Origin of the sequence: Arthrobacter zhaoxinii, from assembly GCF_024385505.1 — a bacterium.
Lineage (GTDB): Bacteria > Actinomycetota > Actinomycetes > Actinomycetales > Micrococcaceae > Arthrobacter_B > Arthrobacter_B zhaoxinii.
In genome coordinates, this window is the sequence record NZ_JANFLT010000001.1 from 221,676 (window position 1) to 247,218 (window position 25,543).

Genomic DNA, 25,543 nt, shown 5'->3' on the forward strand with positions numbered 1-25,543 from the left:
CCAATCTAGTTGCCGAAATCTGGCGTCCTCAGTCTACGTGAGAGACGTACCGTGACGGTCCGCCGTTCCCTTATGACCGTTATTCCCTGCATACTGCCAGCTTCAGGGCGGGAGCCAGGTCTCCCACGGGCTTCACCATAATCTGCCCGAGCCCCAGCCACTCTGCCATGAGCCGCAGCTCCGCAGCGAGTTGACGCGCCGTATGCGGGGGCGCCCCGGGTTCCGAAAAGGCTGCCTGAACAAGCAGCATACCCGCGGCGCGGTCCGCTTTGAGGTCCACTCTGGCAACGAGTTCCTCCCCCAGCAGGAACGGAAGCACATAGTAGCCGTACCGGCGGGCGGCAAGCGGGGTATAGATTTCGATCCGGTAGTGGAAGCCGAAGAGCTCCTCGAGCCTGCGCCGCTCGAAGATGAGCGAATCGAACGGACTGAGCAGCGCCTGCCCGGACACGGTCCGTGGAACCACTGCTTCCGCGTGCAGATACGCCGGCTGCCGCCAGCCGGCCACTTCCACCCGTTCGAGAATGCCCTTCCCGGCCAGGATCTCGGCGGCGGCTGCGGTCTCACGCTGCTGCAGACGGAAATAATCGGCAAGCCCCCGAACCGTCGCGATGCCGTGTGCCCGTGCTGCAACCTCGGTCAGGCGCAGCACGGCCTGCTCGGGATCGGATGGTTCCAGCGCTGCTGCGCCCGCCGGATGGACTGCCGGAGTAGGTGCGTACAACCGCTCGAACTGCGGTGTCCGTCCCGCGGAGCTGATCAGCCCGGCGGCAAAAAGATCCTCCAGGACGCGCTTGGCGGCATTCCAGTTCCAGCCCCAGTCAGAGGTATCCCGTACCTTGCTGTGTCCCAGGAGCTCCACGACCTGGCGGGAGGTCAGGGGCTTGCCCGCGGTCTCGAGCTGGCCGAGGATCCGTTCCCGAAGCTCCTCTGCCAGCACCGGCGGCAGGGAGTGGGCGGTCATCCAGGTGCGTCGTTGGACGGCGCGCAGATCCGCAAAGAGTTCAGGCCGGACAAAGCTTGCCTCATGGGCCCAGTATTCGACCATCCGGCGGGGACGGCGGGTCCCCAGCCGGTCCAGGAGTGCCTGGTCGTACGGCCCCAGCCGGGAAAACAGCGGCAGGTAATGGCTGCGCGCCAGGACGTTCACGGAGTCAATCTGCAGCAGGGCAAGCCGCTCAAAGGTACGGCCCACCTGCCTTGCGCTAACAAGGCCGGCGGGCCGCACCCTGGCCAGTCCCTGCGCCGCCAGCGCTGTACGGCGGGCCTGGCGGAGGGAGAGCTGGGTTTTCATCCCCTCATCCTAGGGGCGTTGACGGGTCAGGCGGTTGCGCGGTCATCCGTGGGGGTTTCCGCCACACGGTAACCGCGGATTTCCTCCCGGGGTTCTTCTGCGCCTTCGGCGCACTTGGAGTCCAGGGTGATGACCCCGTAGGTCCAGCCGCGGCGGCGGTACACCACCGACGGCGCACCGGTGGCGGAATCCACAAACAGGTAGAAGTCGTGGCCGACCATCTCCATATTGTCCACGGCGTCATCAAGGCTCATGGGGGCACCCGGGAAAACCTTGCGCCGGATCAATACGGGGCACTCGCCGGTGTCTTCGTCTGCTGCCGCGTCCTCGGCGTCGTTCTCGCGTTCCTCTGCGGCCGCAGCGACCTGCGCGTAGAGCGGTTCGGAGGTGCTCACGGGACCAAGATCAGCGGTGGCAACCCGGACGGGTATCGGTGCGTGGCGCCCGTGGTGCACCTTGCGCCTGTCACTTGCCCGACGCAGCCGTTCCAGCAGCTTCCCGTATGCGAGGTCGAACGCCGCGAACTTGTCTCCGGATGTTGCCTCGGCACGGATGATGGGACCACGTCCGGTGACCGTGATTTCCACGGTGAGGGCGCTGTCTGCGTCCCGGACGTTACCCTGCTTCGTGACCCTGGCCTCCACCCGCTGGACCTTGTCGCCGAGCGCCTCCACTTTGCCGATCTTCTCTTCGGCGTACTCGCGGAACCGGTCTGATACTGCAACGTTACGTCCGCTGATCATGAATTCCATGGTGCCCTCCAATAGATTTCGGTGACACAACAACGGCCGCTGTCAGTTGCTTTCGCGACCGTTGCCGCAGGATAGCCCCGCTACTTGAAGCTATCCATACTCAACACGTTAGATCACCGCCGAACTTTATTCACGTCTCGTGATTCCGTTTCCACCACCCGCGCCGAGCACCCCCGGAACGGCAGGAAAAGCGGGGCCAGTGTTACGCGAGGGGGCCGGTGTGGCTGCTATGACCGCCGCGCCCAGGACCTTTGCCCCTGCCGCGCGCAGCGCCCGAACGGTCTCGGCGATGGTGGCACCCGTGGTCAGCACGTCGTCCAGCACCAGGCAGTGGACCCCGGCAAGCCCTCCGGGCGGACCGGCGGTCATGGTGCCGCGGACGTTGCGCCGCCGCGCACTGCGGCCGAGTCCCTTTTGCGGACCCGGAAACCGCGGTGCGCCGGGGCCGGGTCTGCCCGGCCACCAGGTCCCTTCGTTCCGCATCCACCGCAGTGCACCCGCCGGGCCGTGCCCTTTTGCCGGGGAGACCAGGGACGCTACCGTGCAGCCGGCGGGCAGCAGCCGGCGGTGGCGGATCCGCTTCAACAGCAGCATCAGCGGAACGTAGCCGCGTTTTCTACGCGAGGCTCCGGTGCCGGGAACCGGAACCAGGACCAGCGGATGAACTGCCGCCCGCCGCGCCTCCAGCACCGCAGCCTGCAGGACTCCGGCCAGCACCGGGGCCAGGAATCCGGCCAGGTCGGTGTGCCCCTGGTTCTTGTAGGCCAGCAGGGTCCGGGCCAGGCCGCCTGAGTACGGTCCCGCCGCCATAACGGGCAGCGGGGTAAAGGAGTCAGTGTCCTCCGGCGCAGGCCGCGGCAGCTGCGGCTCGGCGGCGGGAAGGGCGCCCGCACCCTCCTGGGCAGGGTATGGATGCAGCGTGCCGCGGCGGATCCGTGCAGCACATGCACTGCACAGCGAACTGTCCGGAGTTCCGCACACCACGCAGGAAACCGGAGCCAGCACGGCGGCCAGCCCGGCCGTAGCTGCGGCGAACCTCTGTCCCGTCCGGGAGTACAGCAGCCGGTCCAGCTGCCCTGGCGGTGTGTCCATCGGTCCAGCGTGGACCGGCCGGAACCCGGCAGCACACCGGCGCCGCCGGATCCGGGGGCTTGTTGCTGCCGGCCCGCCGTCACTGTTCCGTTGTGGAGGAAAGGAACTCCTGAGTCAGCCCGGGAAGGCCGGGTCCCGTGTTCCTTCGGTCCGGAGTGACCAGCTGCTCCCGACTTTGTTGAAGATGCCCTCTTCCGTCTGGATAAAGATGTCCTCAATGCCGTTGCCGGCGCTCAGGCCCGCGATTCCCTCCTTCGGGGAAAGCAGTTCAGATTCGCGGCCCGGGCCAAGGATCACCGGAGCTGCTTCCTCTGCGCCTGCCTGCACCGCAACCACGGTGTCCTCCGAGACCCACTTGGCCCGGTTCACGACCCCGGCTTTCGAAGGCACCTGGAGTTTCATCGGTACCGTGAGGGAAAGGGGAACCCCTTCGGGTGAACGGACGACGCCGGCAATCATCACTTCACTGCGCCCGTCCTGGTTGGCAACAACCAGTGCCCGGGTGCCGTCCCTGGAAATCCGAAGTTCGGTCACCGTCAGCCCCTCCAGCCAAGGTGCCGTGAGGACCGCGGCGGAACCGCGGTCCCCTCCGAACGGTACGGCGAAGACCAGTGAACCGGTGCCCGAGGGCTGGGAAGTCCAGACCCAGCGGCCCGGATCCACGCTCGGCGGCGTGAACTTTTCGGCTTCCGCCGCCACACGGACATCCTGCCCGGTTCCGGTGATCAGCAAAGTTTCCTGCCGATTGTCCAGGAACGCGATCACCGATCCATCCGCAAACATGGCGGGATCCCGGGGACCGTATTCAGCCACTGAAGGAACATCCCCGGTGGGCTCGGGACCGTCGGCGTAGTACGCCAGTTCGCCCTCGTTGACCACAATCTGGGTGGCACCGGCGGAGGGATCCGCCACGGCGGACTGCAGCTCCCCGCTGCCCTTGCCGAGGTCCACGTCCCGCTGGTTGACCGTCATCTTCACGGACGTCACGTTGTTCAGGCCGCGCAGGTTCTGTTCAAGCTGCTTCACCATCTGCTGCCGGTTCAGGTCGCTTGAGTCCCGAAGCGAGTCGGCTGCGAAATCCACCACGGCTTCCCCGGACGCCACGGGCACAGCATCGCGGGCCAGGGTGGTCCCGGCAGGAAAGGCACTGACAACGGCGCCCTGCAGGTACGGCGCGGGACCGACGAGGAGCTCCTTGACAATGTTGGCCGCAATGCCGGCGCGCTGGATAAACCATCGGGTATCCGGCACCCAGTACTCGTAATCGCTCGAATAGAAGTAGAGGTTGTGGCCGATGAAGAGGGCAGGGAAACTTGCCAGGGACACGATGATTCCATCGGGGACCGCGCTGAGCCGCCACTGTCCCTCTACCTCTTCCAGCCGCACGGGGAACGTTTCGGTGCTGCCGTCCGGAGCGTCGGTGCGGACGCCCCGGGAATCGACGCTTCCGTGCAATTCCAGCTGAATCTGGAACAGATCCGGTTCCGGCATGGCCACGATGCGCGAGGACCGGTAGATGCTCACCCGTTCCGTAGGCGACCAGGTGTCCGCCAGTTCCGGAGCCAGGAACTGCCGGGCAACGCTGTAGTCATCCGCCGCTCCCTTGCCCGCCTCTATGAACCCCTGGATGATGTCCTGCGGCGAGGCGTCCTCGGCGGGACCCTCCGGTGAGAACACGGCGTCTTCCCCGGTGTCCCCGTTGTGCTCGGCCGAGGCTGTGCCGACCGGCCCGACGGTGGGTATCGATGAGCAGCCAGCCAGCACGAGGACGGCACTGAGCCACAGAACGAGCCACGTCCCGGGACGCATCAGCCGCGGCTTGGCCCGCATGTTCCTTCTACGCATCAGATTCCTCCCCGGCCGGTGCGGCCGCGGTGAGCGCGCGGGGTCCGGCAACGATATCGCGGGGCGACAGGGGCACCGGAGACGACTCGAATCGCGTGCCCTGGCGGCGCGGAAGCGTCAGCCGGAAGCACGAGCCGTTTCCGGGCTCGCCCCAGGCCTCAAGCCAGCCGCTGTGCAGACGCGTGTCTTCGGTGGCGATGGACAGGCCCAGCCCGCTGCCGCCGGTGGTGCGTGCACGTGCCGGATCCGCCCTCCAGAAGCGGTCGAAGACATGCCCGGCGGCCTCCTCGGTCATCCCGATGCCGTGGTCCCGCACCGCTATGCCTACGGCGTCTTCGGAAGCTGCTATGGCAATCTCGATGGGTTCTCCTTCGCCGTGTTCCAGCGCGTTGACCAACAGGTTACGCAGGATTCGTTCGATCCGGCGCGGATCGGCGTCGACCACGCAGCTCGACTCCTTGGACACCACGACAACCTCGGAACCGCAGTTGTTCGCGAGCGGCTCGGTCGCGTCAATGACGTCACGGACAATATGGAAAACATCGGTGGGTTCCAGATCGAGGGCAGCCGCACCGGCGTCGAACCGGGAGATCTCGAGCAGATCGGCCAGCAGCGCCTGGAAGCGTTCCACCTGGTGGTAGAGCAGTTCCGTGGAGCGCCGGTACATGGGATCGAAGCTTTCGCGCGCGTCGTAGAGAACTTCCGCGGCCATGCGCACCGTGGTGAGCGGGGTACGCAGCTCATGGGAGACGTCGGAAACAAAGACCTGCTGCATCCGGGACAGTGTGGCCAGCTGCGTGATCTGGTCCTGCAGCGTGCCGGCCATGTGGTTGAACGACGCCGCGAGCCGCGCTACTTCGTCCTCGCCCTTGACCTCCATGCGCTCCTGCAGTTCGCCCGCAGCCAGCTTCTCCGAAACGGCTGCTGCGTCGCTGACCGCTCCCAGCCCCGCCTTGGTGACGATCCACGCGATGGTGCCGCTGATGGCGAGCAGGAGGAAGCCTGCAATCCAGAGAATCCGGTGGATATCGTCGAGGGTTTCCTGCATCGAATGCAGGTCATAGATGAGGTAGAGGGCATATTCGGAGCTGTCCGGCGGCAGCGTGACCTTGGTGCCGAAGGCAATGCCGGGTTCCCCGTTGGCGAGTTCAAGCGGCGACCAGAATACGTAATCCGTCTCGGACTCTGAGGCCTCACTTGCCACCACGGCGTCGCTGAGTGCTACGGGAATGCCGTTTGCAGTGATTTTTCCACTGTTCACCGAGGAGATGTACAGGGGATCCTGCGTCGGCAGCGGGGTGAGCAGATAGGTCCGCTGAGCATCCGCGCCCTGCCCCTCCAGCAACGGCAGGGTGTCCATGACCAGCCGGTCGGTGCTTTCCCGGTCGCTGGCGGCGGTGTCCCGGAAATTGTCCTTCACTACGGCCAGGCCTGCCGTCGCTTCGGTCCGGAACTGGGCCAGCCGCTCTTCGTACAGCGAACCGGCAATCTGGTGCGAGAGGAACGCACCGATACCGGCGCCCGCAAGGGCCACGAGCAGGAGCGTGGAAACAATGGTCTTGAACTGCAGCGACCGGCGCCACTGGCGGGCTATCCGGTGAAAAGTGGCCCGGCGGAAGGCATCGCGCAGGCGCAGCAGAGCCTGCAGCGACGAGGAGAATTTCGGGTTCCCGGTCATCCCGGCCAGGAACCCCGGCAACTTAGCTCTGGCCGGCTTTATATCCGACACCGCGCACCGTCAGTACGATCTCGGGTGCTTCGGGGTCGCGTTCAATCTTGGAGCGGAGCCTCTGCACATGCACATTCACCAGCCGCGTGTCCGCGGCATGGCGGTATCCCCAGACCTGCTCCAGCAGCATCTCGCGGGTGAAAACCTGCCAGGGCTTGCGGGCCAGGGCCACCAGCAGGTCAAATTCCAGCGGCGTCAGCGAAATGCTGTCGCTGCCCCGCGCCACGGAGTGGCCTGCAACGTCGATGGAGACTTCGCCGATCCGCAGGGTTTCCGGCGATTTCTGGTCGCCCGGGCGCAGCCGGGCACGGACCCGCGCCACCAGCTCTGCGGGTTTGAAGGGCTTGGGCACGTAGTCGTCCGCACCCGATTCCAGGCCGCGAACGACGTCGGACGTATCGGATTTGGCGGTGAGCATCACGATGGGGGTGTCGGACTCGCCGCGGATCTGCCGGCACACTTCAATTCCGTCGATGCCGGGAAGCATCAGGTCAAGCAGGACCAGATCCGGCTTGCTGTTGCGGAACACTTCCAGCGCTGAGGAGCCGTCGGCGCAGAACACCGGGTCAAACCCGTCGTTACGCAGCACGATTCCGATCATCTCGGCGAGTGCTTCGTCGTCGTCTACGACCAGTATGCGTGCCTTCATAACTCCCTGTTTTCGCTGCTTGCTTCCACGCCCGCCGCTGCGCGCGTGCCGCAGCAGTCCTGACGGCTGCCGCTCCCCACGGCGTGTCAATGCCGCCTAAGTTAATCCCTATCATCCTAAGGGACACAAACGGCGCCACGGCTCGCCGGGTGCCGTTTGGGCGGAGCATCACTATAGTCGAGGTAATAAACGCGAGTGCCTGCGGGGGAAACGGGTCAAAATGGGCGAGGAAGAACACAGCGGCCGGGAACATGCCGGCCGGGAACACCGGAACGACGACGCCGGCGAGCCGGCGCCCGGAAACACCGGGCAGCCGTGGAACCACGAGTCCGGCTCCGGCGCGTGGAGCCCTGCAGGCGGGCAGCCGGTCCCGCCGCCGCCCGGCCCGCAGCAGCCCGGGATACCGCAGCCCGGGACCAACCCGTGGGCGCAGCAGGGCAATCCGTGGGGACAGCAGCCGGCCGCGCAGGGATCCGCCTGGGGCCAGCGGAACCCCTATTCGGGCGGCACCGTCCCTCCGCCCGGCTATACACCGCCGCCCAAGCCGGGTGTCATCCCACTGCGTCCCCTGGGACTGGGCGAAATCATGGACGGAGCCTTCCAGGCATGCCGCCGCAATGCGCTTGCCGCCTTCGGCAATGCGTTTGTCGTCCAGGCCGTGATCACCCTGCTGATCGTCGTGCTGGGCGTAGGCCTGGTCGCTTCCTTTGAAGGGTGGCTGCAGAGCGGGGCCTCCAGCGGAGAAGTCACCGGTCCCCTGGTGGGAATGGCGGTGGGTTCGGTTTCCACCCTGGGCGGGCTGTCCCTGGCAGGGGTGTTGATTGTCCAGGGTCTCCTGGTGCTGCCCGTGGCGCGGTCCGCCCTGAACCTCAACACCCGCTTCGGCCAGGTCTGGCAGCTGGCCCGCGGCAGCCTCGGCCCGCTGGCGGGCCTCGCCCTGCTGATGCTGGCCGGAGCCGCCGCCGGCGTCACGGTCCTTGTCCTGCTGGGGTACCTGATCCTCGACGCCTTCCAGGCGATGGGGCTTATCGTCGTCATTCCGGCCTTCTTCGCCGTCATTGCCGCCGCTGCCTGGGTGTCGGTCAAACTCTCCCTGGCACCGGCGGCGCTGGTGCTGGAAGGCATCGGGGTCTTTCCTGCCGTCAGGCGGTCCTGGCAGCTGACGAAAGGCAACTGGTGGCGGACGTTCGGCATCCTGGCCCTCACCAGCCTGACCGTGAACGTCCTGTCCCAGATCCTTTCCGTGCCGCTCACCTTCGGCATCAGCGCCCTCACAGTAGTGGATAACGTCGCCGTGACAGTCCTCAGCGTTGTCCTGCTCTTCGTGGTCAGCCTGCTCGTGGCAGCCCTCACCTGTGCCTTCCAGAGTGCCGTCACCGCCCTGCTGTACATCGACCTGCGGATCCGCCGCGAAGGTTTCGACCTTGCCCTGATGAAGGACCAGGAGAACCCGCAGATCCTGGACCCGGGCTTCCTGCCCGGCAGGAAAGCGGTCCCCGTGGTGCACGGGCCGTACGGTCCGCCCGCGGGCACGCAGTAGAGATGCTGTCCTCTGCGCGTTTGCCGGCGGGTCCGGCAGCGGATCGGTTCCCCGGCACGCTGGACCCCGATGCCCCGATCGAACCGGATACGGACCAGGCACGGGAATGGGCCCGGGACGAGCTGGCGAAGCGGGTCTACGAAGACGCCAAACCGGGCCTGCTTGACCGTCTTTGGGAGCACGTGAGCGCTTGGCTGAACGATATGCTCCAGGATGCGGACGGCCTGGGCGTCGGGCCGGGTGTCCTGGTACTGGTGCTGGCCGCCGTCGTCCTGGTGGCTGTCGCTGTCCTGATCATCCGTCCGCGGCTGAACGCCTCTGTCCGGAAGCGGACCGAGGTCTTTGCCGACGACGTGGTGGAGCGGGCCTCGGACCACCGTGCCCGCGCGGAACAGGCTGCGGCCGGGCGCCGCTGGAACGACGCCGTGGCCGAGCATTTCCGGGCCATGGTCCGTTCGGCGGAGGAACGCGTCATCTTCGATGCCCGGCCCGCCCGGACTGCAGCCGAAGCGGGCGCCCGTCTGGCAACCGCCTTCCCGGAATACCGTTCGGAGATCATGGGGCTGCGGCAGCTCTTTGACGAGGTCCTCTACGGCAAGGGGAGCGCGGACGAAGCCGACTGCCTCCGTGCACAGGCCCTGGACACTGCTCTGGAAACCGCCCGTCCCTCGTCCTCCGAAACGGACGAACCCGTGCTGGCGGTGCCGAAATGAGCGTGGCTGCCGGTGAAAAGGAAGCCGTCCCCGAATCGGAGAGCCGGAACGGGGCGGGCGGCGACGGACTGCATCCGCCGGCGGCCCGCAGCCGGGTTACGGGCTGGCTGCGCCGGCACCGGGTCCCGCTTCTGCTTGTCCTGCTGCTGTGCGCGGTGGTCCTCGCCTCGGTCTGGGGGCGCACGGATCAGGACACCAGCGCACTGTCCCCCGCCAATCCGGCTCCGGACGGTGCCATGGCCGCCGCCGAGATTCTGGCGGGCCAGGGTGTGGACGTGCAGCACTACGAGCAGCTGGCACAGGCACAGGCTGCCCTGGCAGACAATCCCGGGGCCACTTTGCTGTTCCTTGATCCCTCCGGCTTCCTCAGCAGTGAGCAGCGCAAGGACCTGGCCGACGAGGCCGGCCGGGTGGTGCTGGTGGAGCCGTCCTTTGAGCAGCTGGCCGATCTGGCCCCGCAGATCCTTTCCGCCGGGCTCCTCCCCCAGGATCCCGCCCTCCACCGGCTCGACGCCGACTGCACCAACGACGACGCGGAGGCCGCCGGCACCATCGAGGCCGGCGGCAAGACCTACCGGGGGCCCGTCACCTGCTTCCCGGCACCCGGCAGCCAGGGGGCCGACGCCGCAGGTTCCTACGCGGCTACCAAGGGCGGATCCACTGTGGTGCTGGGCAGCGCGGACCTGCTCTCCAACGAAACCCTTGACCTCAAGGGCAACGCTGCCCTGGCCCTCCGCACCCTCGGCGCGGACGAAACTCTGGTGTGGTACCAGGCCGGCCCCTTCGACGTTCCCCCGTCCGAAGCACCCGTCGATCCCTTCTCCTTCCTGCCCCCGTGGGTGAATCCGCTCCTCTTCTGGTTCCTGCTGGTCGCCGCCTTGGCAGCATTCTGGCGCGGCCGCAGGCTTGGCCCGCTGGTCGAGGAGCCCCTGCCCGTGATCGTCCATGCCGCGGAAACCGCCGAGGGCCGGGCCCGCCTTTACCAGGACAGCAAATCCGTCGGCCATGCGGCCGCAACCCTGCGTGCCGCGGCCATGACCCGGCTGGCCGCGCATCTGCGGCTAGGCCCGGGAGCCACCGCCGACGACGTAACGCGTGCGGCGGCAGGCGCCTCCGGCCGGAGCTATCCCGCGACCGACTATCTGCTCAACCAACGACTGCCCGGAACCGGCGCGGAACTCGTGCACTGGGCCCAGGACCTGAAAGACCTAGAGGAAGAGGCCACTTCATCATGAACCAGCAGTACGAACCGTATGCACCCGCGCCCTCCGGAGCGGCCAACGGCACCGCCCAGGCTCCGCCCCTTCCCCCGGAAGAGGATCCCGTCCGTGCAGCCCTCGCACAGGTCCGCCGGGAAGTGGCCAAGGCCGTGGTTGGCCAGGATGCGGCCGTCACCGGGCTGATTATTGCCCTGCTGGCCAGGGGGCACGTACTGCTCGAAGGGGTGCCCGGCGTGGCCAAGACGCTGCTGGTCCGGAGCCTTTCCGCGGCACTGGATCTGGACACCAAGCGGGTCCAGTTCACTCCGGACCTGATGCCCGGCGACGTCACCGGTTCCCTGATCTATGACAACCGATCCTCTGAATTCTCCTTCCGGGAGGGGCCGGTGTTCACCAACATCCTGCTCGCAGATGAAATCAACCGCACCCCGCCCAAGACGCAGGCCTCCCTGCTGGAAGCCATGGAGGAACGCCAGGTGACCGTGGACGGCGTCACCCGTCCCCTGCCGGAACCGTTCATTGTTGCGGCAACGCAGAACCCGGTGGAATACGAGGGTACCTATCCGCTCCCCGAAGCCCAGCTGGACCGCTTCCTGCTGAAAATGACGCTTGACCTTCCAGGCCGGGACGATGAGATCGAAGTGATCCGCAGGCACAGCAGCGGCTTTGATCCCCGGAACCTGGCCGCAGCGGGCGTCCGTGCGGTGGCTTCCGCCCGGGACCTGGAGCTGGCCCGCGAAGCAGTCGCCCGCGTCGCCGTGGCCCCCGAGGTCCTTGCCTACATCGTGGACGTCGTGCGCGCGACGCGCGCGGCGCCGTCGTTCCAGCTGGGGGTGTCGCCGCGCGGAGCCACGGCCCTCCTGAATACTGCCCGGGCCTGGGCCTGGCTCTCGGGACGAACCTTCGTCACCCCCGACGATGTCAAGGCGCTGACCCTTCCCGCCCTGCGGCACCGCGTGGCGCTTCGCCCCGAAGCCCAGATGGACGGGGTCAACGTAGACAACGTGCTGGGAAGCATCCTCGCCACCGTGCCGGTTCCGCGGTAGCGCTGATGGCTGTTTCGGGCCGGTTTGTCCTGCTGGCGCTCCTGGGCTCCGTCGCCGTCGTCCTGTATCCCGGTGCCGCGTCCATCCTGCTGTGGCTGGCTTTCCTGGCAGCCGCTGCCGGACTGGACCTGCTGCTGGCTGCCCCGCCGCGGCGGCTGAGGGTGGAGCGCAGGCTGCCGGACAGCGTGCGGCTGAGCGAAACCGCGGTGGGAACCCTGGTCCTGCGCAATGATGCCGGGCGCCGCCTGCGGGCCGTGGTCCGCGACGGCTGGCAGCCCTCCGCCGGCGCCCGGAACCCGCAGCAGCGTACAACTGTCCCCGCCGGTGAAGCCCGGACCATGGACGTCCTGCTGGAACCTGCCCGCCGCGGAATCCTGACGAGCGGGCATGTGGCGGTGCGCAGTTTCGGGCCGCTGGGGCTGGCGGCGCGCCAGCGGACCCTCCCGGTGCCGGGGGAAATCCGCGTACTGCCTCCCTTCCATTCGAAACGGCATCTGCCCTCCAAACTGCGCCGGCTGAGGGAGCTGGACGGCAACACCTCGGTGCAGCTCCGCGGGGCCGGAACCGAATTCGACTCCCTGCGCGAATACGTCCGCGGAGACGATGTCCGTTCCATCGACTGGCGAGCCACCGCCCGGCGCCAGGACACCGTGGTGCGGACCTGGCGTCCGGAACGCGACCGCCGGGTGGTCATTGCGCTGGATACCTCCCGGACGTCGGCTGCCCGGATCGAAGACGAACCCCGCCTGGACACCGGCATCGAAGCCACCCTGCTCCTGGCAGTGCTGGCCCGCAGCGGCGGGGACCGGGTGGACTTCCTGGCCTTTGACCGGCGGATCCGGGCACGCGTGGACTCCGGCGGCCGGGAAAATCTGCTGAGCCGGCTCGTTTCGGCCGTGGCTCCGCTGGAGCCCGAACTCATTGAGGCGGACTTCTCCCTGCTGCCCGGAGCAGTGCAGGCCGTGACCGCGCGCCGCTCGCTGGTGGTCCTCATCTCCGCGCTGGATTCCGGCGCTGTCGAGGAAGGGTTGGTCCAGGTCCTGCCCCGGCTGCTGGAAAAGCATGTGGTGGTGGTTGCCTCCGTCCGGGATCCGGGCCTGGACGAGCTGCGCAGCGGCGGCGGAACGACGCCGGCGGTCTTCCGTGCCGCTGCCGCCGAGCGGGCACTCCTGGACCGGGCTGCCGTCAGCGCGCAGCTGCGTTCCATGGGCGCGGAAGTCGTGGACGAGCCGCCGCACGAACTGGCCCCGAAACTGGCAGACATGTATCTGCGGCTCAAGGCCACCGGAAGGCTGTAGCCGTGGACTCCGTGTACCGGCAGGTCCTGGGGCCCCGTTTTCAACGCCTGCAGCCGGAGCTGCAGCAGTATTTCAGCCTGGGGGCGGACAGCGGCCGGTTCGGGGAAGGCAACGGCGTCTTCCTCCGGGCCGGCTGTCCGCGGCCCTGGCTGCGGCCGCTGCTGCCGCTGGTTCCGGTGTCCAACGCGTTCTTCCCGGAGTTCGGAACCTCGGTCCCCTTCTCCGTCCGCAACTTTCCGCACCGCGACCCGTGGGGCAGGCCTGCACTGACCGCCGTCCGCAGCTTTGATTTTCCCGGCCGGCGCCGGATCTTCGAAGACACCACGGTGCTGACCGGCCCCGGAACGCTGACCGACTATCTCGGACGGCGGCGCAACCTCGCAACGGACCTGGTGCTGCGGGTCACGGAGGACGGGCACCTGCACATGAATTCGCCGGGCAGCAGGCTCTTCCTGGGCCCGCTGCGGCTGCCCCTCCCCCGCGTCGCGGGTGCCGACGCGCAGGTGGAACAGTGGTGGGACCCGCAGCAGCAACAGTTCCGGATCCGTACCCGGGTGATCCAGCGTCAGGTCGGCACCGTCTTCGAATACGACGGCGCCTTTAGCTACACATACCGCGGATTCGACGGCACCCTGCCGGCCGGCGTCGAACCCGAACGCTGGCAGCACCGCACCTAGCGCGGTGATCCGGCTAGGCCTCGGCGACCACCTGGTCCAGGGCGGAAGCCGTTTGTGTAAGGCGTGCCAGGACCTTCCGCGCTGCCTCCGGAGACAACTCGGCGAGGCCAGCTGACGGCGTGAGCCGAAGCGCGGGCAGGTCCTGCAGCGACAGCCCCAGTTTCCGCCAGGGCCGCAGCACCCGCTCCACCAGGGCGCTCACCTGGGGCAGTTCGGTTCCGGCTGCCGGCACGGGCAGCATACCCAGCCAGATCCGCCGGCCGCTTTCGACGGCCTCGGCAATGCCTTCCCAGTCCCGGGCGTCCAGCCCGTCCGCTGCCAGGGCCGCGCCCTGCGCACCGGCCCCCAGTGCCAGTTCAAACGGAGACTGCGTACCGGACCGGAGCGGACCGAAGCCTTCTGCCCGGGGCAGGGAAAAGACTGCGTCCGCGCCCACCGCCTCGACTGCGTCACAGACCTGGTGCCAGGCGCCGGAGACCTCGGAGGAGGGTACGGACCGGAGGGTGCGGTACCCGCTGGCCGTGGGGATTCCGCCGGCCAGGACGGCGGCAATGTCCGGTTCCTCGATCTGCACCGTGATCCGCGCCCCGGGGGCCGACGACGCCGCACGGGCCACGTAGTCCCCGATCCCGGCGGTGAACGACTGGACCATGTCCCGGCGGGCTCCGGCGTCGGACAGCGCCCGCTCACCGTTGTGCAGATACAGGTTCGCGGCAAGCGAGAGCGGCCCGCGGAGGGAGATTTTCAATGCCTCGCCGGTACGTTCCTCCGCGCCGATGACGTCCGCCAGGACGTTCAGGTCCTGGGCCAGCAGGGAAACCGCGCGGCGGTGGTCCTTGCCCGGGCGTTCCACCAGGCGCCAGCCATGCGGCTGGATGTCCACGAAAAGATCCACCAGCAGGGAGGCACTGCGTCCCAGCGCGTCCGCGCCGGGACCGCGCTGCGGCAGTTCCACCAGGAAGGGCAGATGCGGATCACCCAGCTCGCCGCGGACCACCCGGCTGGATTCGACCGGATCCGTCCCCGGCCAGCTGCCCGCCGCCGTCGCGGTGACCAGGCCGTTGCGCGCTTCAGGGCGGGAGGGGGCTTCCGGAGCTGCCGGCCCCTGATCCGGTTCAGGCCCCTGCGGCATCTGTTCCGCCGTTGCGGGTCTGGGAAATCGCCTGATGGTGGCGGATTACCTCGCTGATGATGAAGTTCAGGAACTTCTCCGCGAAGGCAGGGTCGAGGTGCGCGTCCTCGGCGAGGCGGCGCAGGCGGGCAATCTGGGCCACTTCCCGTCCCGGATCGGCGGGCGGCAGATGGTGCTCCGCCTTCAGGTGGCCCACCCGCTGGGTTGCCTTGAAACGCTCGGCGAGGAGGTACACAAGGGTCGCGTCGATGTTGTCGATGCTGCTGCGCATGGCAAGCAGCTCTTCCATCACGTCCTCGGCAACCTTCCCGGAAAGGGAACTTGCCCGCGGATCAAAGTCTTCGTCGGGTGATTCGCTCATTGGTCCTGTATGGCTCATTGGTCCAGTTTAGGTGGACCCGGTTCCCTGCCCGGAGCAGGTTACGCGGGTTTTGCGAAACAGCCCGACCGCGATCCCCAAACGGAACCCGGCGCCAGGTGTTCCGGGACCGGCTAGGCGACGGCGGCCGGGTTCCATTCCAGGGAACGCGCCGAGTCGATGGTCGCCTGGCCCAGCACACGGGTGCCCTGGTAGAGCACCATGGACTGGCCGGGGGCAACTCCGCGCATGGGTTCCGTCAGGCGGACCACAAGCTCCTCACGGAGGTCTCCGGTGGCGTCATCGGTGACGTCTTCCATCCAGCCGGTGGCTGCCACGGGGTCTCCGTGCGCCCGCACCTGGACCCTGCAGTCGAACTTCGTCCGGGCGGCGATCTCGGGGATGGGACGTCCCGCCCACGAAATCTTGATTCCGCGCATCTGGTCGATGTTCAACAGCTGCTCGGGCCCGACCACAACCTTGTTTTCCTTGGGCCGGATCTCCAGGACGAAGCGGGGCTTGCCGTCCGCGGCGGGCGTGCCCAGCTTCAGGCCGCGGCGCTGGCCCACGGTGAACGCATTGGCGCCGGGATGGGTACCGAGCTTCTCGCCCGTCTCATCGACAATGTCGCCCTCGGTCATGTCGATCCGCTCTTCAAGCCAGCCGCGGGTGTCGCCGTCGGGAATGAAGCAGATGTCATGGCTGTCCGGCTTGTTGGCCACGGACAGGCCGCGGCGCTCGGCCTCGGCCCGGACCTCGGCCTTGGACGGCGTTTCGGCCAGCGGGAACATGCAGTGGCGCAGCTGCTCTTCCGTGAGCACACCCAGCACGTAGGACTGGTCCTTGGCCCAGTCGGCGGCACGGTGCAGCTCCGGATCGCCCTCGGCGTTGGTGATCACCTTGGCATAGTGGCCGGTGCACACGGCGTCGAAGCCCAGCGCCAGCGCCTTTTCCAGCAGGGCGGCGAACTTGATCCGTTCGTTGCAGCGCATGCAGGGGTTGGGGGTGCGGCCGGCGGCGTATTCGGCCACGAAGTCGTCCACGACGTCTTCCTTGAACCGCTCGGAGAAGTCCCAGACGTAGTAGGGGATGCCGAGGATGTCGCAGGCGCGCCAGGCGTCCCGTGAGTCCTCGATGGTGCAGCAGCCGCGGCTGCCGGTACGCAGGGTGCCCGGCATCCGGGACAGCGCCAGGTGGACGCCGACGACGTCGTGTCCGGCCTCAACTGCCCGTGCCGCGGCCACGGCGGAGTCGACTCCGCCACTCATTGCTGCCAAAACCTTCATGAAGTAAAACCTGTTCCTGCTGTCTGGATGCTGCTTACGTGTCCGGCCATGCCGGCCTTCTTGGCCCGCTCATATGCTTCTGGAAGTGCCTGCAACAAAGTGTCAACGTCTTCGGCGGTCGTTGTATGCCCGAGGCTGAACCGCTGGGCCCCGCGAGCCTCGGTTTCGGTCAGTCCCATCGCCAGGAGTACGTGCGAGGGGCGCGGGACGCCGGCCGTGCAGGCGGACCCCGTCGAGGACTCGACGCCGGCCAGATCCAGCAAAAAGAGCAGCGAATCCCCCTCGCAGCCGGGGAACGTGAAGTGGGCGTTGCCCGGCAGGCGGCGCCCTCCGCCGTCGTCGTCACGTGCCCCGCGCAGGACGGCCTCCGGAATGGCCCGCTCCACGCCGGTGATGAGGTAGTTCCGCAGGGTGCGCAGGCGTTCGGACTCGTCCGCAAGGTGCTCGGTCGCATCCTGCGCTGCGGCAGCGAAGGCTGCGATTCCTGCGGTGTCCAGGGTTCCGGAGCGGATATCGCGTTCCTGCCCGCCGCCGTGCTGCACGGGAGTCAGCTTCACTGACCGGCCCACGACGAGCGCCCCTACGCCCACCGGACCGCCGATCTTATGGGCGCTGAGGGCCATCGTGTCCAGGCCGGCGGCACGGAAGCCGATGGGCAGCGCACCGAAAGCCTGGACCGCATCCGAATGCACGGGCACACCGTATTCGTGGGCCAGGGAAGCGATCGCGCGGATGTCCTGGACGGTACCGACTTCGTTGTTCGCCCACATGGCGGTGAGCAGCGCCGTACTGTCCGCATTGGCCTCGAGTTCCCGGCGGATGGCCTCGAGGGAAATGACGCCGTCGCTGTCCACCGGAATCCAGACCGGCACCGCGCCTTCGTGTTTCTCCAGCCATTCGACGGCGTCCAGCACTGCATGGTGTTCGATGCCGGAGACCAGGATCCGGTTGCGCACCGGATCGGCGTCGCGCCGGGCCCAGAAAAGTCCCTTGACGGCGAGGTTGTCCGCTTCGGTGCCGCCGGAGGTGAAAATGATCTCGGAGGGATGGCAGCCTGCAGCAGCGGCCAGGATTTCCCGGGAGTCTTCCACCACCATTCGGGCGCGGCGGCCCGAACCGTGCAGCGACGAAGGGTTGCCGCTGCGGCTGAGTTCTGAGGTGAGTGCGGCGAGGGCCGAAGCCGAGATCGGCGTGGTCGCCGCGTGATCTAGATACACGGGCACCAGCCAATTCTAGCCGCCTCGGCTCCGGTAACCGATTCGGGTGGCTGCGATTTTCCTGACGGTCCAGCCTGACCGCTGCACCACAGGCCCCTGGCTGCTCCCGAGACCCGCTTATTCCGTGACCCTTCCGGGACGGGGAGTCGTGGCAGACTGACCCGATGCAGCCTCATGATCCGGTGACCCGGCAGGTTCTGCACCCGCACCCTGCGCGGAAACGGAACGCAGTGATGTCGGATCTGGCCGTGCTGTTGCTGTCCCGGCGGCCGGGCAGGCGTCTGCTGGTAGCAGTCGACGGTGTGGACGGAGCAGGTAAAACCACCTTCGCGGATGACCTTGCGGTTGCCCTTAGTTCCGCCGGCGGTGCTGCTGGCCGGCAAATTCTGCGGGTCGGCACGGATGACTTCCACCATGTACGTGTGGTCCGGCACCGGCGTGGACGCTGCTCGCCGGAAGGTTTCTGGCTGGATTCCTACAACCTGGACCAGTTCACAGAGTACGTCCTGGCGCCCCTGGCCTCCGGCGCCGCCGCGTTCCGGGACCGCGGCCACGACCTCTCCACGGACGCGGTCCTGGATCCCGAACCCGTGATGGCCGCAAAGGATGCCGTAGTGCTTATCGACGGGCTTTTCCTGCACCGGGAGGAGCTCCGTCACTATTGGGACTTCTCCGTGTTCCTGGATGTGCCGTTCGATGTGACGGCTGCACGTATGGCAGCCAGGGACGGCACAGGGACGGGTCCCCGGCAGGCCGGCGTGCTGACTCCGGGCAAGGACCGGTATGTCGGCGGACAACAGCTCTATTTCGCTGCGGCGAACCCCGCCGCACGGGCGGACCTGGTGCTGGACAACAGCCGCGCGGACACGCTGCGGGTGATCAACGGGAGCGGCGCCGGCTACCGGAAGCAAGGGTGACCGCACGCCTGGAAAGCTCCTCACGCACGGCCGTCCCGGACACTCATTGGCGCGGAGAATTCATCTGCCCGAATAGCCCTCCCCGCCCAGGCCGCGGCGCAGGGACGACCGGTAGACTTGCCTCACGCAGCCGAACCCGCCCCCGAGAGGAACCGCTTTGAGCCCGTCAGACCCGACGCTCTACGAGGTCCTGGGCCTGACGCCCGCGGCATCGGCGGTCGAAATCAAGACCGCCTACCGGAAAGCCGCCCGCAGCGCCCACCCGGATCAGGGCGGCACGAGCGAGCGCTTCCACCGGGTCATGGAAGCGTACCGGGTGCTCTCGGACCCGCGGCAAAAGGCCTCGTATGATCACCGGCTCGCCCGGGGCACAGGCGCTGCGGCCGCGGACAGCGGCACCGGCGCAGGCCGCCCTGCCAGCCGGGCCGCGGGGCCCCGCTCCGCGCCGGAACGGACCGCCGCGGATCTGGACCGGCCGCCGGTCTTCGTCCCCGACTTCTCCCCGAAGAATCCTCCCCTCATCCCCCTCACCCTGGCCGGGCAGCAGGTCCACGGCGTACCGCGCCGTCCGGGTTTCCTCGCGCGGATAGGTTCCAATGCCGCCGGACGCTTCGACGCGGAAAACCGGACCATCCGTCTGCTGGAGCGTGAGCTCCTGGATGAATACCCGGCCGCGCGCCTGGTCAACGGCCTCCATATTCCGGACGCGGGCCCGCGCGGCGGCAACCTCGACGTCGGCCACGTAATGCTGGGCGGCTACCGCATGGCCGTCCTGGGGTCGCTGATGGCTTCACCCGGCAACTACCGGTGGGACGGACACCATCTGCTGCACAGGGGCCGGGAGGTTTCCACCCTGCGGCTGGCCGATGCAGTGCGTACCCTCCAGACCCGTTTTCCCGAGTGCAACGCCACTGGCTGGCTTGTCCTCCACAGCCCCAACGGCAACCCCTTCGAGCCCATCGTCGATTACCCGCCGACGCTGAGCCGGTCAGCACCCGCCACGCTGCACATCGCGAACCCGGGCGGCCTGCTGCGGGAACTACGCCGGTTCTTTGCCGAGGGCCCACAGCCGAACACCGTCCAGCTGCCGGTGCTGGCACCGTTGATCGACGCGTCCACCCGGTGACGGATGCTCCCGGGCACCGGCGCCGGGCATAGGATGGGGCTGTGTTCCGTATCCTTTTCCACTCCCCTGAAATCCCCGGTAACACCGGAAACGCCATTCGCCTTGCCGCCATCACAGGCGCCGAACTCCATCTGGTTGAGCCCCTCGGCTTCAGCCTGGAGGATTCCAAACTGCGCCGCGCCGGCCTGGACTACCATGACCTTGCCGTCCTGCATGTCCACGCGAGCCTGCAGGATGCCTGGGAGGCCCTGCAGCCCGAACGCGTTTATGCCTTCACCTCGGACGGCGACACGTCCTACACGGATGTCGAGTATCGCGCCGGAGACGTCCTGATGTTCGGCCGCGAATCGGTCGGGCTTTCGGACGAGGTGAAGAAGGATCCGCATGTCACCGCCCGGGTCCGGCTGCCCATGCTGCCGACCCTGCGCTCCCTGAACCTGGCAAATTCCGCCTCCATAGCCGTCTACGAAGCCTGGCGCCAGCACGGCTTCGCCGGTGCCCAGCTCTAGCGAAGGACACTTCCCATGCCTGAACTCCACCTCGGCAACGCGTTCGACGACGGCGCCGCCGACTTCGAGCGGCTCGCACCTTCGCTCTGGAATCCCATGGGAAACGCCCTCGTGGCGGCGGCGGACATCGCCCTCGGTGACCGGGTCCTGGACGCCGGCTGCGGCAGCGGTGCCACCACCATTCCGGCCGCCCAGTTCGCCGGCCCCGACGGCCTCGTCGACGGGGTGGATCTCAGCGCCCGGATGCTGTCCCTGACCCAGGCCAAGGCAGACACCCTCGCACTCAGTAACGTCTATCTGGCGCAGGCCGATATCACGGCGTGGACGGCCGAGGCGCCCTATGACGCGGTGGTCTGCGCTTACTCCCTGTTTTTCCTGCCGGACATGGATGCCGGCGCCGCCCACCTCGCGTCGCTGCTCCGCAGCGGGGGGCACTTCGCCCTCAGCACCTGGGCGGAAGGATCCTGGGAGCCCTTCAGGGAGCTGCTGTGGAAAGCCTGCCTGCAGGAACGGCCCGAGCTTGAGACCCTTCCGCAGCCGGGAGCGGACAACGTGCAGCGGCTTCAGACACCGGAGAAACTCGCGTCCTGGCTCGAGTCCCTGGGCCTGACCGACATCACCGTGGCGGCCACGCCCGGACGCGTCCAGCTCAGTCCGTCCCTCGCCTGGTCGCTGGTGCTCGGCGGCGGCTACCGGATGCTGCTGCCCGAGGACCCGGCAGCCGTGGACCGGGTCCGCACCGCGTTCCTTTCAGAGCTGGGCGATGACTTCGAACTCAATGCCGACACCCTGATCGCCACCGCCGTACGCCCCTAGTCCGCCCGATCACGGTCCGGGGGCAGGGGCAGGGGCGGCCGGCGGCCCCGAAGGCCGCTAGAACCCGGCGATGGTCTCCGGGGTATTCACGCCGACCGCGTGGAACGTCTCCGCACTTGAACCCTCGGGCAGGCCGTGGCGGCGGGCGTTGTCCTGCAGGAACCGCCGGACCGAGGCGTCCATGCCCTCAAGGTCCGGATGCTGACTCGCGTGGACCCGGATGGCAGCGAGTTTGACTTCCACCGTGGAGCTGACGTCCACGGCAATGTTCTCCCGCTCGCGCGGCGCACCGTAAAACACCAGCCACGGCACCTTGTACGCTTCCAGCCCCTGCTCCGCGAGTTCCGGGTAGGCAAAGGGGTTCTCGGCGGCAGGGTAAACCGCCCGGGTGACGATTTCGCCGCAGGCCAGATGGTCCGGATGGCTCGCCTGGAGGCGGTCCCAGTTCCGCTCGGGATGCAGGGAGAGTACGACGTCGGGACGCACCCGGCGGATCTGCTCCACCACACGGGCGATCACCGCGTGGTTAACCTCCAGATAGCCGTCCCGCTCCCCCAGGAACACAATGTCCTGCACCCCCACCTGGCGGGCTGCTTCGCGCTGTTCCGCGCTGCGGAGCGCACTGACAACGGAGCGGTCGGCGGGGTCGAAGCCGCCGGCATCGCCGGCGGTCATGATGCAGTAGGTGATTTCCGTACCCTCGCGTGCCCAGCGGGCCAAAGTCCCCGCAGCGCCGAAGTCGATGTCGTCCGGGTGCGCGGCGAAGGCCAGGACCCGGGCGGGAGCCGACGTCGGGAACACGTTAGGCCCTGCGCTTCCGGATTTCGTCGGCGGCCTGGGGCAGCACGGAGAACACATCGCCGACAATGCCGAAGTCTGCGATCTCGAACACCGGAGCGTCGGCGTCCTTGTTTACCGCAACGATGACCTTGGCGGTCTGCATGCCGGCCTTCTGCTGGATGGCGCCGGAGATGCCGGCGGAAATGTACAGCTGCGGGGACACCGTCTTGCCGGTCTGTCCCACCTGGGCGGAATGTTCGATCCAGCCGGCATCCGTGGCAGCACGCGAGGCCCCCACGGCTCCGCCGAGCAGGTCCGCCAGTTCCTCCACGGGACCGAAGTTCCCGTCCATGCCGCGTCCCCCGGCAACGATGACCCGGGCCTCGGCGAGTTCGGGACGTCCGCTGACGCGCTTTCCGGAACGGCCGGTCACCCGTGCGGCAGGGCCGGCGTCGGAAAGCGGCACCTCGACGCGCTGCGGAGCCGCGGCAGCCGGATCAGCCGGCGCGGGCTCGACACTGTTGGCCTTGACCGTAATGACGGGCGTGCCCGTCCGCACCCGGCACGTTGATGTGTAGGACCCGGCCAGCACCGACTTGGTGACGGCGAGATCGGGCGCCACGGCAACTGCATCGGTGATGACGCCGGACCCCAGCTTGATGCCGGTGCGGGCGGCGATCTCCCGGTCTTCGAAGGAATTGCCCAGGAGGATGGCTGCGGGCTGTTCGGTCTTCGCAGCGTCGGCCAGGAAGGCAGCCTTGGCGGCCACCAGGACGGTGTCCAGTTCCCCTGCCGGCTCGTAGACCTTTACGGCGCCGTGGGAGGCAAGCGCATCGAGCATGGCCTGATCCGCACGGTGTGCCGCGGCGACCACCGGTTCGCCGACGGTGCCGGCAAGGGTCAGCAGTTCGCGGGCAGCCCGCGGCAGGGGCAGGGCTGGGACATCAAGAAAAACCAGGACGGACGCCATGATGCGCTCCTTCGGGACGTAGGCGGCGGCGCCTGCGGAGCGCCGGAAAGCAAAGCAGGGAGAAGTCTTAGATGAGTTTCTGGGCGGCGAGGTATTCCACCAGCTGCACGCCGGCGGTGCCGTCGTCGGTGATGATGGTTCCCTGCGAGCGCGGCGGCCGCGGCGCAGAGGCGGCTACGGCCGTCCAGGCGCCGTCGTGCCCCACCTGGGCGGGGTCCACGCCGATGTCGGCGAGCGTCAGCACGGTGACGGGCTTCTTCTTGGCCGCCATGATCCCCTTGAAATTCGGGTAGCGCGGGCTGTTGGCCTGGTCCGTCACCGAGACGAGGGCCGGCAGCGGTGCCTCGACGGTCTCGGTGAAGGAGTCGCCGTCGCGGCGGGCCTTGACCACCGGAGCACCGTCGACGTCGGCCACTTCGAGTTCGGAGGCAAAGGTCACCTGTGCCAGCTGCAGCCGTTCGGCGAGCTGGGCGGGAACCAGCGAGGTTTCACCGTCGGTGGACGCCATGCCCGTGATGACCAGATCCACCGGTCCGCTGGACTCTGCGACGGCACGCACGGCAGCGGCAAGAGCCAGTGAGGTACCGGCCGCATCGGAGCCGGCGAGGGCGTCGTCGGCCAAATGCACGCCGGCGTAGGCGCCGATCTGCAGGGACTTCTTCACCGCGTTGACTGCCGCCGCCGGCCCCATGGCCAGGGCGGTCACCCGGTTCCCGGCACTCTCCCCGCCGCGTGCCTCGGCCAGCTGCAGCGCGGCTTCGAGGGCATACTCGTCCAGCTCGGAGAGAATGCTCTCGGCGCGGTCCAGGGTGTGCCCGGGTCCGGTGAGGTGCCGGTCAAACTGCGCGTCCGGGACATGCTTGACCAAGACAACAATGTTCAGCGGACGGGTGGCTGACTCCTGCATTCGGCGCCTTTCCGGTAGGAAAATCGGTTCCGGCGGCCTGGAAATCCTCCCGCCGACGCGCACCGCCCGATGGAGCGGTGCGTTTAAAGCTAATCACACACTGGCCGGGCTTTCCCGTCGGTGCAAATGCAAGGCCTGCAGACAGCCGAAGGGCCGCCTCCGGATACTTCCGGAGGCGGCCCTTCCTGTCCTGCTGGATGCAGCGCCGCTAACCGCTGCCCTGCCGAAACAGCGCCGCTACTGCTTCGCTGAATCGCCGAGGGTAACGTCCGCGCTGTCCTCGCTGCCGCCGCGGGTGTAGTCGATGGTCGCCTTGCCGCCGGCCGGCTGCATGCGGATTGCAGCGGTGAGTGACTGGGCATCGGTTACCGGGATGCCGTTCACCGAAGTGACCACGTCCCCTTCCCGCAGGCCTGCCTTTTCACCGGGCGAACCGGACACCACCTCGGCCACTTCGGCCCCTACCGTGAAGGTCGACGACGAGTCGGACGCGGTTGCCGGGGTGACGGAAACGCCGAGGTAGCCGTGCGAAGCGGAACCGTTGTCGATGATTTCCTCGGCAACCCGCTCGGCGTAGCTCATCGGGACGGCAAATCCGACACCGATGTTGCCGCTGTCCTCACCGGCGGAACCCGACGCTGCGGAAGCGATAGCAACGTTCACGCCGATGACTTCGCCCTCACTGTTCACCAGTGCGCCGCCGGAATTGCCGTGGTTGATCGCGGCGTCTGTCTGGATGACGTTGAGGAAAATCGAGCTCTCCGCGGCGCTCTGGTTCTGCGACGACCCGTCCGGCGGAGCGAAGCGGAAACCGAAACCGTTGTCCTCGGGTTCATCGGAGCTTTCCGATTCCTCCGGTGCAGCGGAGGACTGGACACTGATCGTGCGGTTCAGCGTGGAGACGATACCGTCCGTCACGGTTCCGGACAGGCCAAGGGGCGCGCCGATGGCAATCACGGTGTCCCCGACGTTCAGCTTCCCGGAGTCCCCCAGGGCGGCCGGCGTGAGGTCGTCGGCATCCACCTTGATCACGGCGAGGTCCGATACGGGATCCGTGCCGACGATGGTGGCGGTCAGTACCCGCCCGTCGGATGTCTGGACTTCAACCACGGGGTCCGCCGCGGTGCCTCCGAGCGTCACCACGTGCGTGTTCGTGAGGATATGGCCGTCGTCGTCAAGGATGATCCCGGACCCGGTGCCGGTGCTGCCCGAAGCGGCGACTTCAATGGTCACTACGCTCGGAGCCGCCTTCACTGCCGCGGCCGTGACTGCATTGACGCTGTCTTCGTTGTTCACCACAACCGTCTGCGGCTGGGTGGCCGAGCCGGCGGTGTCGCTGTCCTCCATGAGGGCGCCGGCGCCCACGGCCACACCGCCGCCGAACAGCCCTGCCAGCAGCATGCCCGCCACCAGCGTTCCGGCCCCGAACTTCTTTGACCGGGACTCACCTGCCGGCGCGGTGCCGGCCGGGGCGGAGAACGCCGTACCCGGGTCCGCCGACCCGTACGGGGACGATCCGTGAGCCGCTCCGTGGGCGGCGGGGCCGTTGCCGGTGGAGGCCTGGTCCCCCTGCGCCGCGCCGGAGAACGACGACGGCGGAGCGGGCGGCCGGGGAGGCAGCGGACGCTCGTCGGCTCCCCCGTGTTGCTCAGTCATGTGGGTTGTCCTTT

General features: G+C 67.8%; 24 protein-coding genes. 10 read left to right on the forward strand and 14 right to left on the reverse strand.

Features of this window, described 5'->3' with window-relative positions; genetic code table 11:
• Positions 1 to 79: 79 nt before the first annotated feature.
• From NNX37_RS00985 to mtrA, 6 genes are all read right to left on the reverse strand, one after another.
• The gene (locus tag NNX37_RS00985) at positions 80 to 1,294 is read right to left on the reverse strand and encodes a winged helix-turn-helix domain-containing protein (protein WP_255790176.1); all 1,215 of its coding nucleotides are present in this window, start codon (positions 1,292 to 1,294) and stop codon (positions 80 to 82) included.
• A gap of 26 nt (positions 1,295 to 1,320) precedes the next feature.
• Entirely contained in the window at positions 1,321 to 2,046 is a 726-nt protein-coding gene (gene hpf / locus NNX37_RS00990; RefSeq protein ID WP_255790177.1) for a ribosome hibernation-promoting factor, HPF/YfiA family, read from the reverse strand.
• 126 nt (positions 2,047 to 2,172) lie between these two features.
• A complete protein-coding gene (locus tag NNX37_RS00995) occupies positions 2,173 to 3,138 on the reverse strand; it encodes a ComF family protein (protein WP_255790178.1) in 966 nt (321 codons plus the stop codon).
• A gap of 114 nt (positions 3,139 to 3,252) precedes the next feature.
• The gene (locus NNX37_RS01000; RefSeq protein WP_255790180.1) at positions 3,253 to 4,983 is read right to left on the reverse strand and encodes an LpqB family beta-propeller domain-containing protein; all 1,731 of its coding nucleotides are present in this window, start codon (positions 4,981 to 4,983) and stop codon (positions 3,253 to 3,255) included.
• Positions 4,976 to 6,661 carry an MtrAB system histidine kinase MtrB gene (mtrB, locus tag NNX37_RS01005; protein ID WP_255790194.1) on the reverse strand — a complete coding sequence of 562 codons (1,686 nt, stop codon included), beginning with the start codon at positions 6,659 to 6,661 and terminating at the stop codon, positions 4,976 to 4,978. The genes NNX37_RS01000 and mtrB overlap by 8 nt, the downstream gene beginning before the upstream one ends.
• Before the next feature lie 22 nt (positions 6,662 to 6,683).
• Complete coding sequence (mtrA, locus tag NNX37_RS01010; RefSeq protein WP_255790203.1) at positions 6,684 to 7,361, reverse strand: MtrAB system response regulator MtrA; 678 nt, start codon at positions 7,359 to 7,361, stop codon at positions 6,684 to 6,686.
• Between the two features lie 220 nt (positions 7,362 to 7,581).
• Here mtrA and NNX37_RS01015 point away from each other — a divergent pair, with 220 nt between their 5' ends.
• From NNX37_RS01015 to NNX37_RS01040, 6 genes are read left to right on the forward strand one after another with little or no spacing between them, the layout of a single operon-like run.
• Positions 7,582 to 8,901 (forward strand): glycerophosphoryl diester phosphodiesterase membrane domain-containing protein, encoded by a 1,320-nt coding sequence (locus NNX37_RS01015; RefSeq protein ID WP_255790204.1) that lies wholly within the window; start codon positions 7,582 to 7,584, stop codon positions 8,899 to 8,901.
• A gap of 2 nt (positions 8,902 to 8,903) precedes the next feature.
• On the forward strand, positions 8,904 to 9,614 hold the full coding sequence (locus NNX37_RS01020; protein ID WP_255790206.1) for a DUF4129 domain-containing protein: 711 nt from the start codon (positions 8,904 to 8,906) through the stop codon (positions 9,612 to 9,614).
• The gene (locus NNX37_RS01025; RefSeq protein ID WP_255790207.1) at positions 9,611 to 10,849 is read left to right on the forward strand and encodes a DUF4350 domain-containing protein; all 1,239 of its coding nucleotides are present in this window, start codon (positions 9,611 to 9,613) and stop codon (positions 10,847 to 10,849) included. The genes NNX37_RS01020 and NNX37_RS01025 overlap by 4 nt, the downstream gene beginning before the upstream one ends.
• Positions 10,846 to 11,880 (forward strand): AAA family ATPase, encoded by a 1,035-nt coding sequence (locus NNX37_RS01030; protein ID WP_255790210.1) that lies wholly within the window; start codon positions 10,846 to 10,848, stop codon positions 11,878 to 11,880. The genes NNX37_RS01025 and NNX37_RS01030 overlap by 4 nt, the downstream gene beginning before the upstream one ends.
• Before the next feature lie 5 nt (positions 11,881 to 11,885).
• A complete protein-coding gene (locus tag NNX37_RS01035; RefSeq protein WP_255790212.1) occupies positions 11,886 to 13,178 on the forward strand; it encodes a DUF58 domain-containing protein in 1,293 nt (430 codons plus the stop codon).
• Positions 13,179 to 13,180: 2 nt separating this feature from the next.
• Positions 13,181 to 13,855 (forward strand): DUF4166 domain-containing protein, encoded by a 675-nt coding sequence (locus NNX37_RS01040; protein ID WP_255790213.1) that lies wholly within the window; start codon positions 13,181 to 13,183, stop codon positions 13,853 to 13,855.
• A gap of 13 nt (positions 13,856 to 13,868) precedes the next feature.
• On the opposite strand, the gene NNX37_RS01045 is transcribed toward NNX37_RS01040, so the two are convergent.
• The 4 genes from NNX37_RS01045 to NNX37_RS01060 form a co-directional block, all read right to left on the reverse strand.
• Positions 13,869 to 14,987 carry a uroporphyrinogen decarboxylase/cobalamine-independent methonine synthase family protein gene (locus NNX37_RS01045; RefSeq protein ID WP_255790215.1) on the reverse strand — a complete coding sequence of 373 codons (1,119 nt, stop codon included), beginning with the start codon at positions 14,985 to 14,987 and terminating at the stop codon, positions 13,869 to 13,871.
• Positions 14,971 to 15,348, reverse strand: a complete 378-nt coding sequence (locus tag NNX37_RS01050; protein ID WP_255790217.1) for a chorismate mutase — start codon at positions 15,346 to 15,348, stop codon at positions 14,971 to 14,973. Before NNX37_RS01050 ends, NNX37_RS01045 begins: the two co-directional genes overlap by 17 nt.
• Before the next feature lie 131 nt (positions 15,349 to 15,479).
• Positions 15,480 to 16,631 (reverse strand): tRNA 2-thiouridine(34) synthase MnmA, encoded by a 1,152-nt coding sequence (gene mnmA, locus NNX37_RS01055; RefSeq protein ID WP_255790218.1) that lies wholly within the window; start codon positions 16,629 to 16,631, stop codon positions 15,480 to 15,482.
• Positions 16,628 to 17,854, reverse strand: a complete 1,227-nt coding sequence (locus tag NNX37_RS01060) for a cysteine desulfurase family protein (RefSeq protein WP_255790219.1) — start codon at positions 17,852 to 17,854, stop codon at positions 16,628 to 16,630. The genes mnmA and NNX37_RS01060 overlap by 4 nt, the downstream gene beginning before the upstream one ends.
• A 158-nt stretch (positions 17,855 to 18,012) precedes the next feature.
• Between NNX37_RS01060 and NNX37_RS01065 the strand changes: the two genes are divergently transcribed.
• The 4 genes from NNX37_RS01065 to NNX37_RS01080 all read left to right on the forward strand — a co-directional run bounded on the left by NNX37_RS01065 (position 18,013) and on the right by NNX37_RS01080 (position 21,216).
• Positions 18,013 to 18,765 (forward strand): nucleoside/nucleotide kinase family protein, encoded by a 753-nt coding sequence (locus NNX37_RS01065; protein WP_255790222.1) that lies wholly within the window; start codon positions 18,013 to 18,015, stop codon positions 18,763 to 18,765.
• Positions 18,766 to 18,922: 157 nt separating this feature from the next.
• Positions 18,923 to 19,891 carry a J domain-containing protein gene (locus tag NNX37_RS01070; protein WP_255790223.1) on the forward strand — a complete coding sequence of 323 codons (969 nt, stop codon included), beginning with the start codon at positions 18,923 to 18,925 and terminating at the stop codon, positions 19,889 to 19,891.
• Between the two features lie 41 nt (positions 19,892 to 19,932).
• The gene (locus tag NNX37_RS01075; protein WP_255790227.1) at positions 19,933 to 20,400 is read left to right on the forward strand and encodes a tRNA (cytidine(34)-2'-O)-methyltransferase; all 468 of its coding nucleotides are present in this window, start codon (positions 19,933 to 19,935) and stop codon (positions 20,398 to 20,400) included.
• A gap of 15 nt (positions 20,401 to 20,415) precedes the next feature.
• Positions 20,416 to 21,216 carry a class I SAM-dependent methyltransferase gene (locus NNX37_RS01080; RefSeq protein ID WP_255790229.1) on the forward strand — a complete coding sequence of 267 codons (801 nt, stop codon included), beginning with the start codon at positions 20,416 to 20,418 and terminating at the stop codon, positions 21,214 to 21,216.
• Positions 21,217 to 21,273: 57 nt separating this feature from the next.
• Here NNX37_RS01080 and NNX37_RS01085 read toward each other — a convergent pair whose 3' ends face one another.
• The 4 genes from NNX37_RS01085 to NNX37_RS01100 all read right to left on the reverse strand — a co-directional run bounded on the left by NNX37_RS01085 (position 21,274) and on the right by NNX37_RS01100 (position 25,529).
• The gene (locus NNX37_RS01085; RefSeq protein WP_255790236.1) at positions 21,274 to 22,017 is read right to left on the reverse strand and encodes a PIG-L deacetylase family protein; all 744 of its coding nucleotides are present in this window, start codon (positions 22,015 to 22,017) and stop codon (positions 21,274 to 21,276) included.
• A 1-nt stretch (position 22,018) separates the two neighbouring features.
• Positions 22,019 to 22,966 (reverse strand): electron transfer flavoprotein subunit alpha/FixB family protein, encoded by a 948-nt coding sequence (locus NNX37_RS01090; RefSeq protein WP_255790237.1) that lies wholly within the window; start codon positions 22,964 to 22,966, stop codon positions 22,019 to 22,021.
• A 67-nt stretch (positions 22,967 to 23,033) separates the two neighbouring features.
• Complete coding sequence (locus NNX37_RS01095; RefSeq protein ID WP_255790238.1) at positions 23,034 to 23,873, reverse strand: electron transfer flavoprotein subunit beta/FixA family protein; 840 nt, start codon at positions 23,871 to 23,873, stop codon at positions 23,034 to 23,036.
• 237 nt (positions 23,874 to 24,110) lie between these two features.
• Complete coding sequence (locus NNX37_RS01100; protein ID WP_255790239.1) at positions 24,111 to 25,529, reverse strand: S1C family serine protease; 1,419 nt, start codon at positions 25,527 to 25,529, stop codon at positions 24,111 to 24,113.
• Between the last annotated feature and the right edge of the window lie 14 nt (positions 25,530 to 25,543).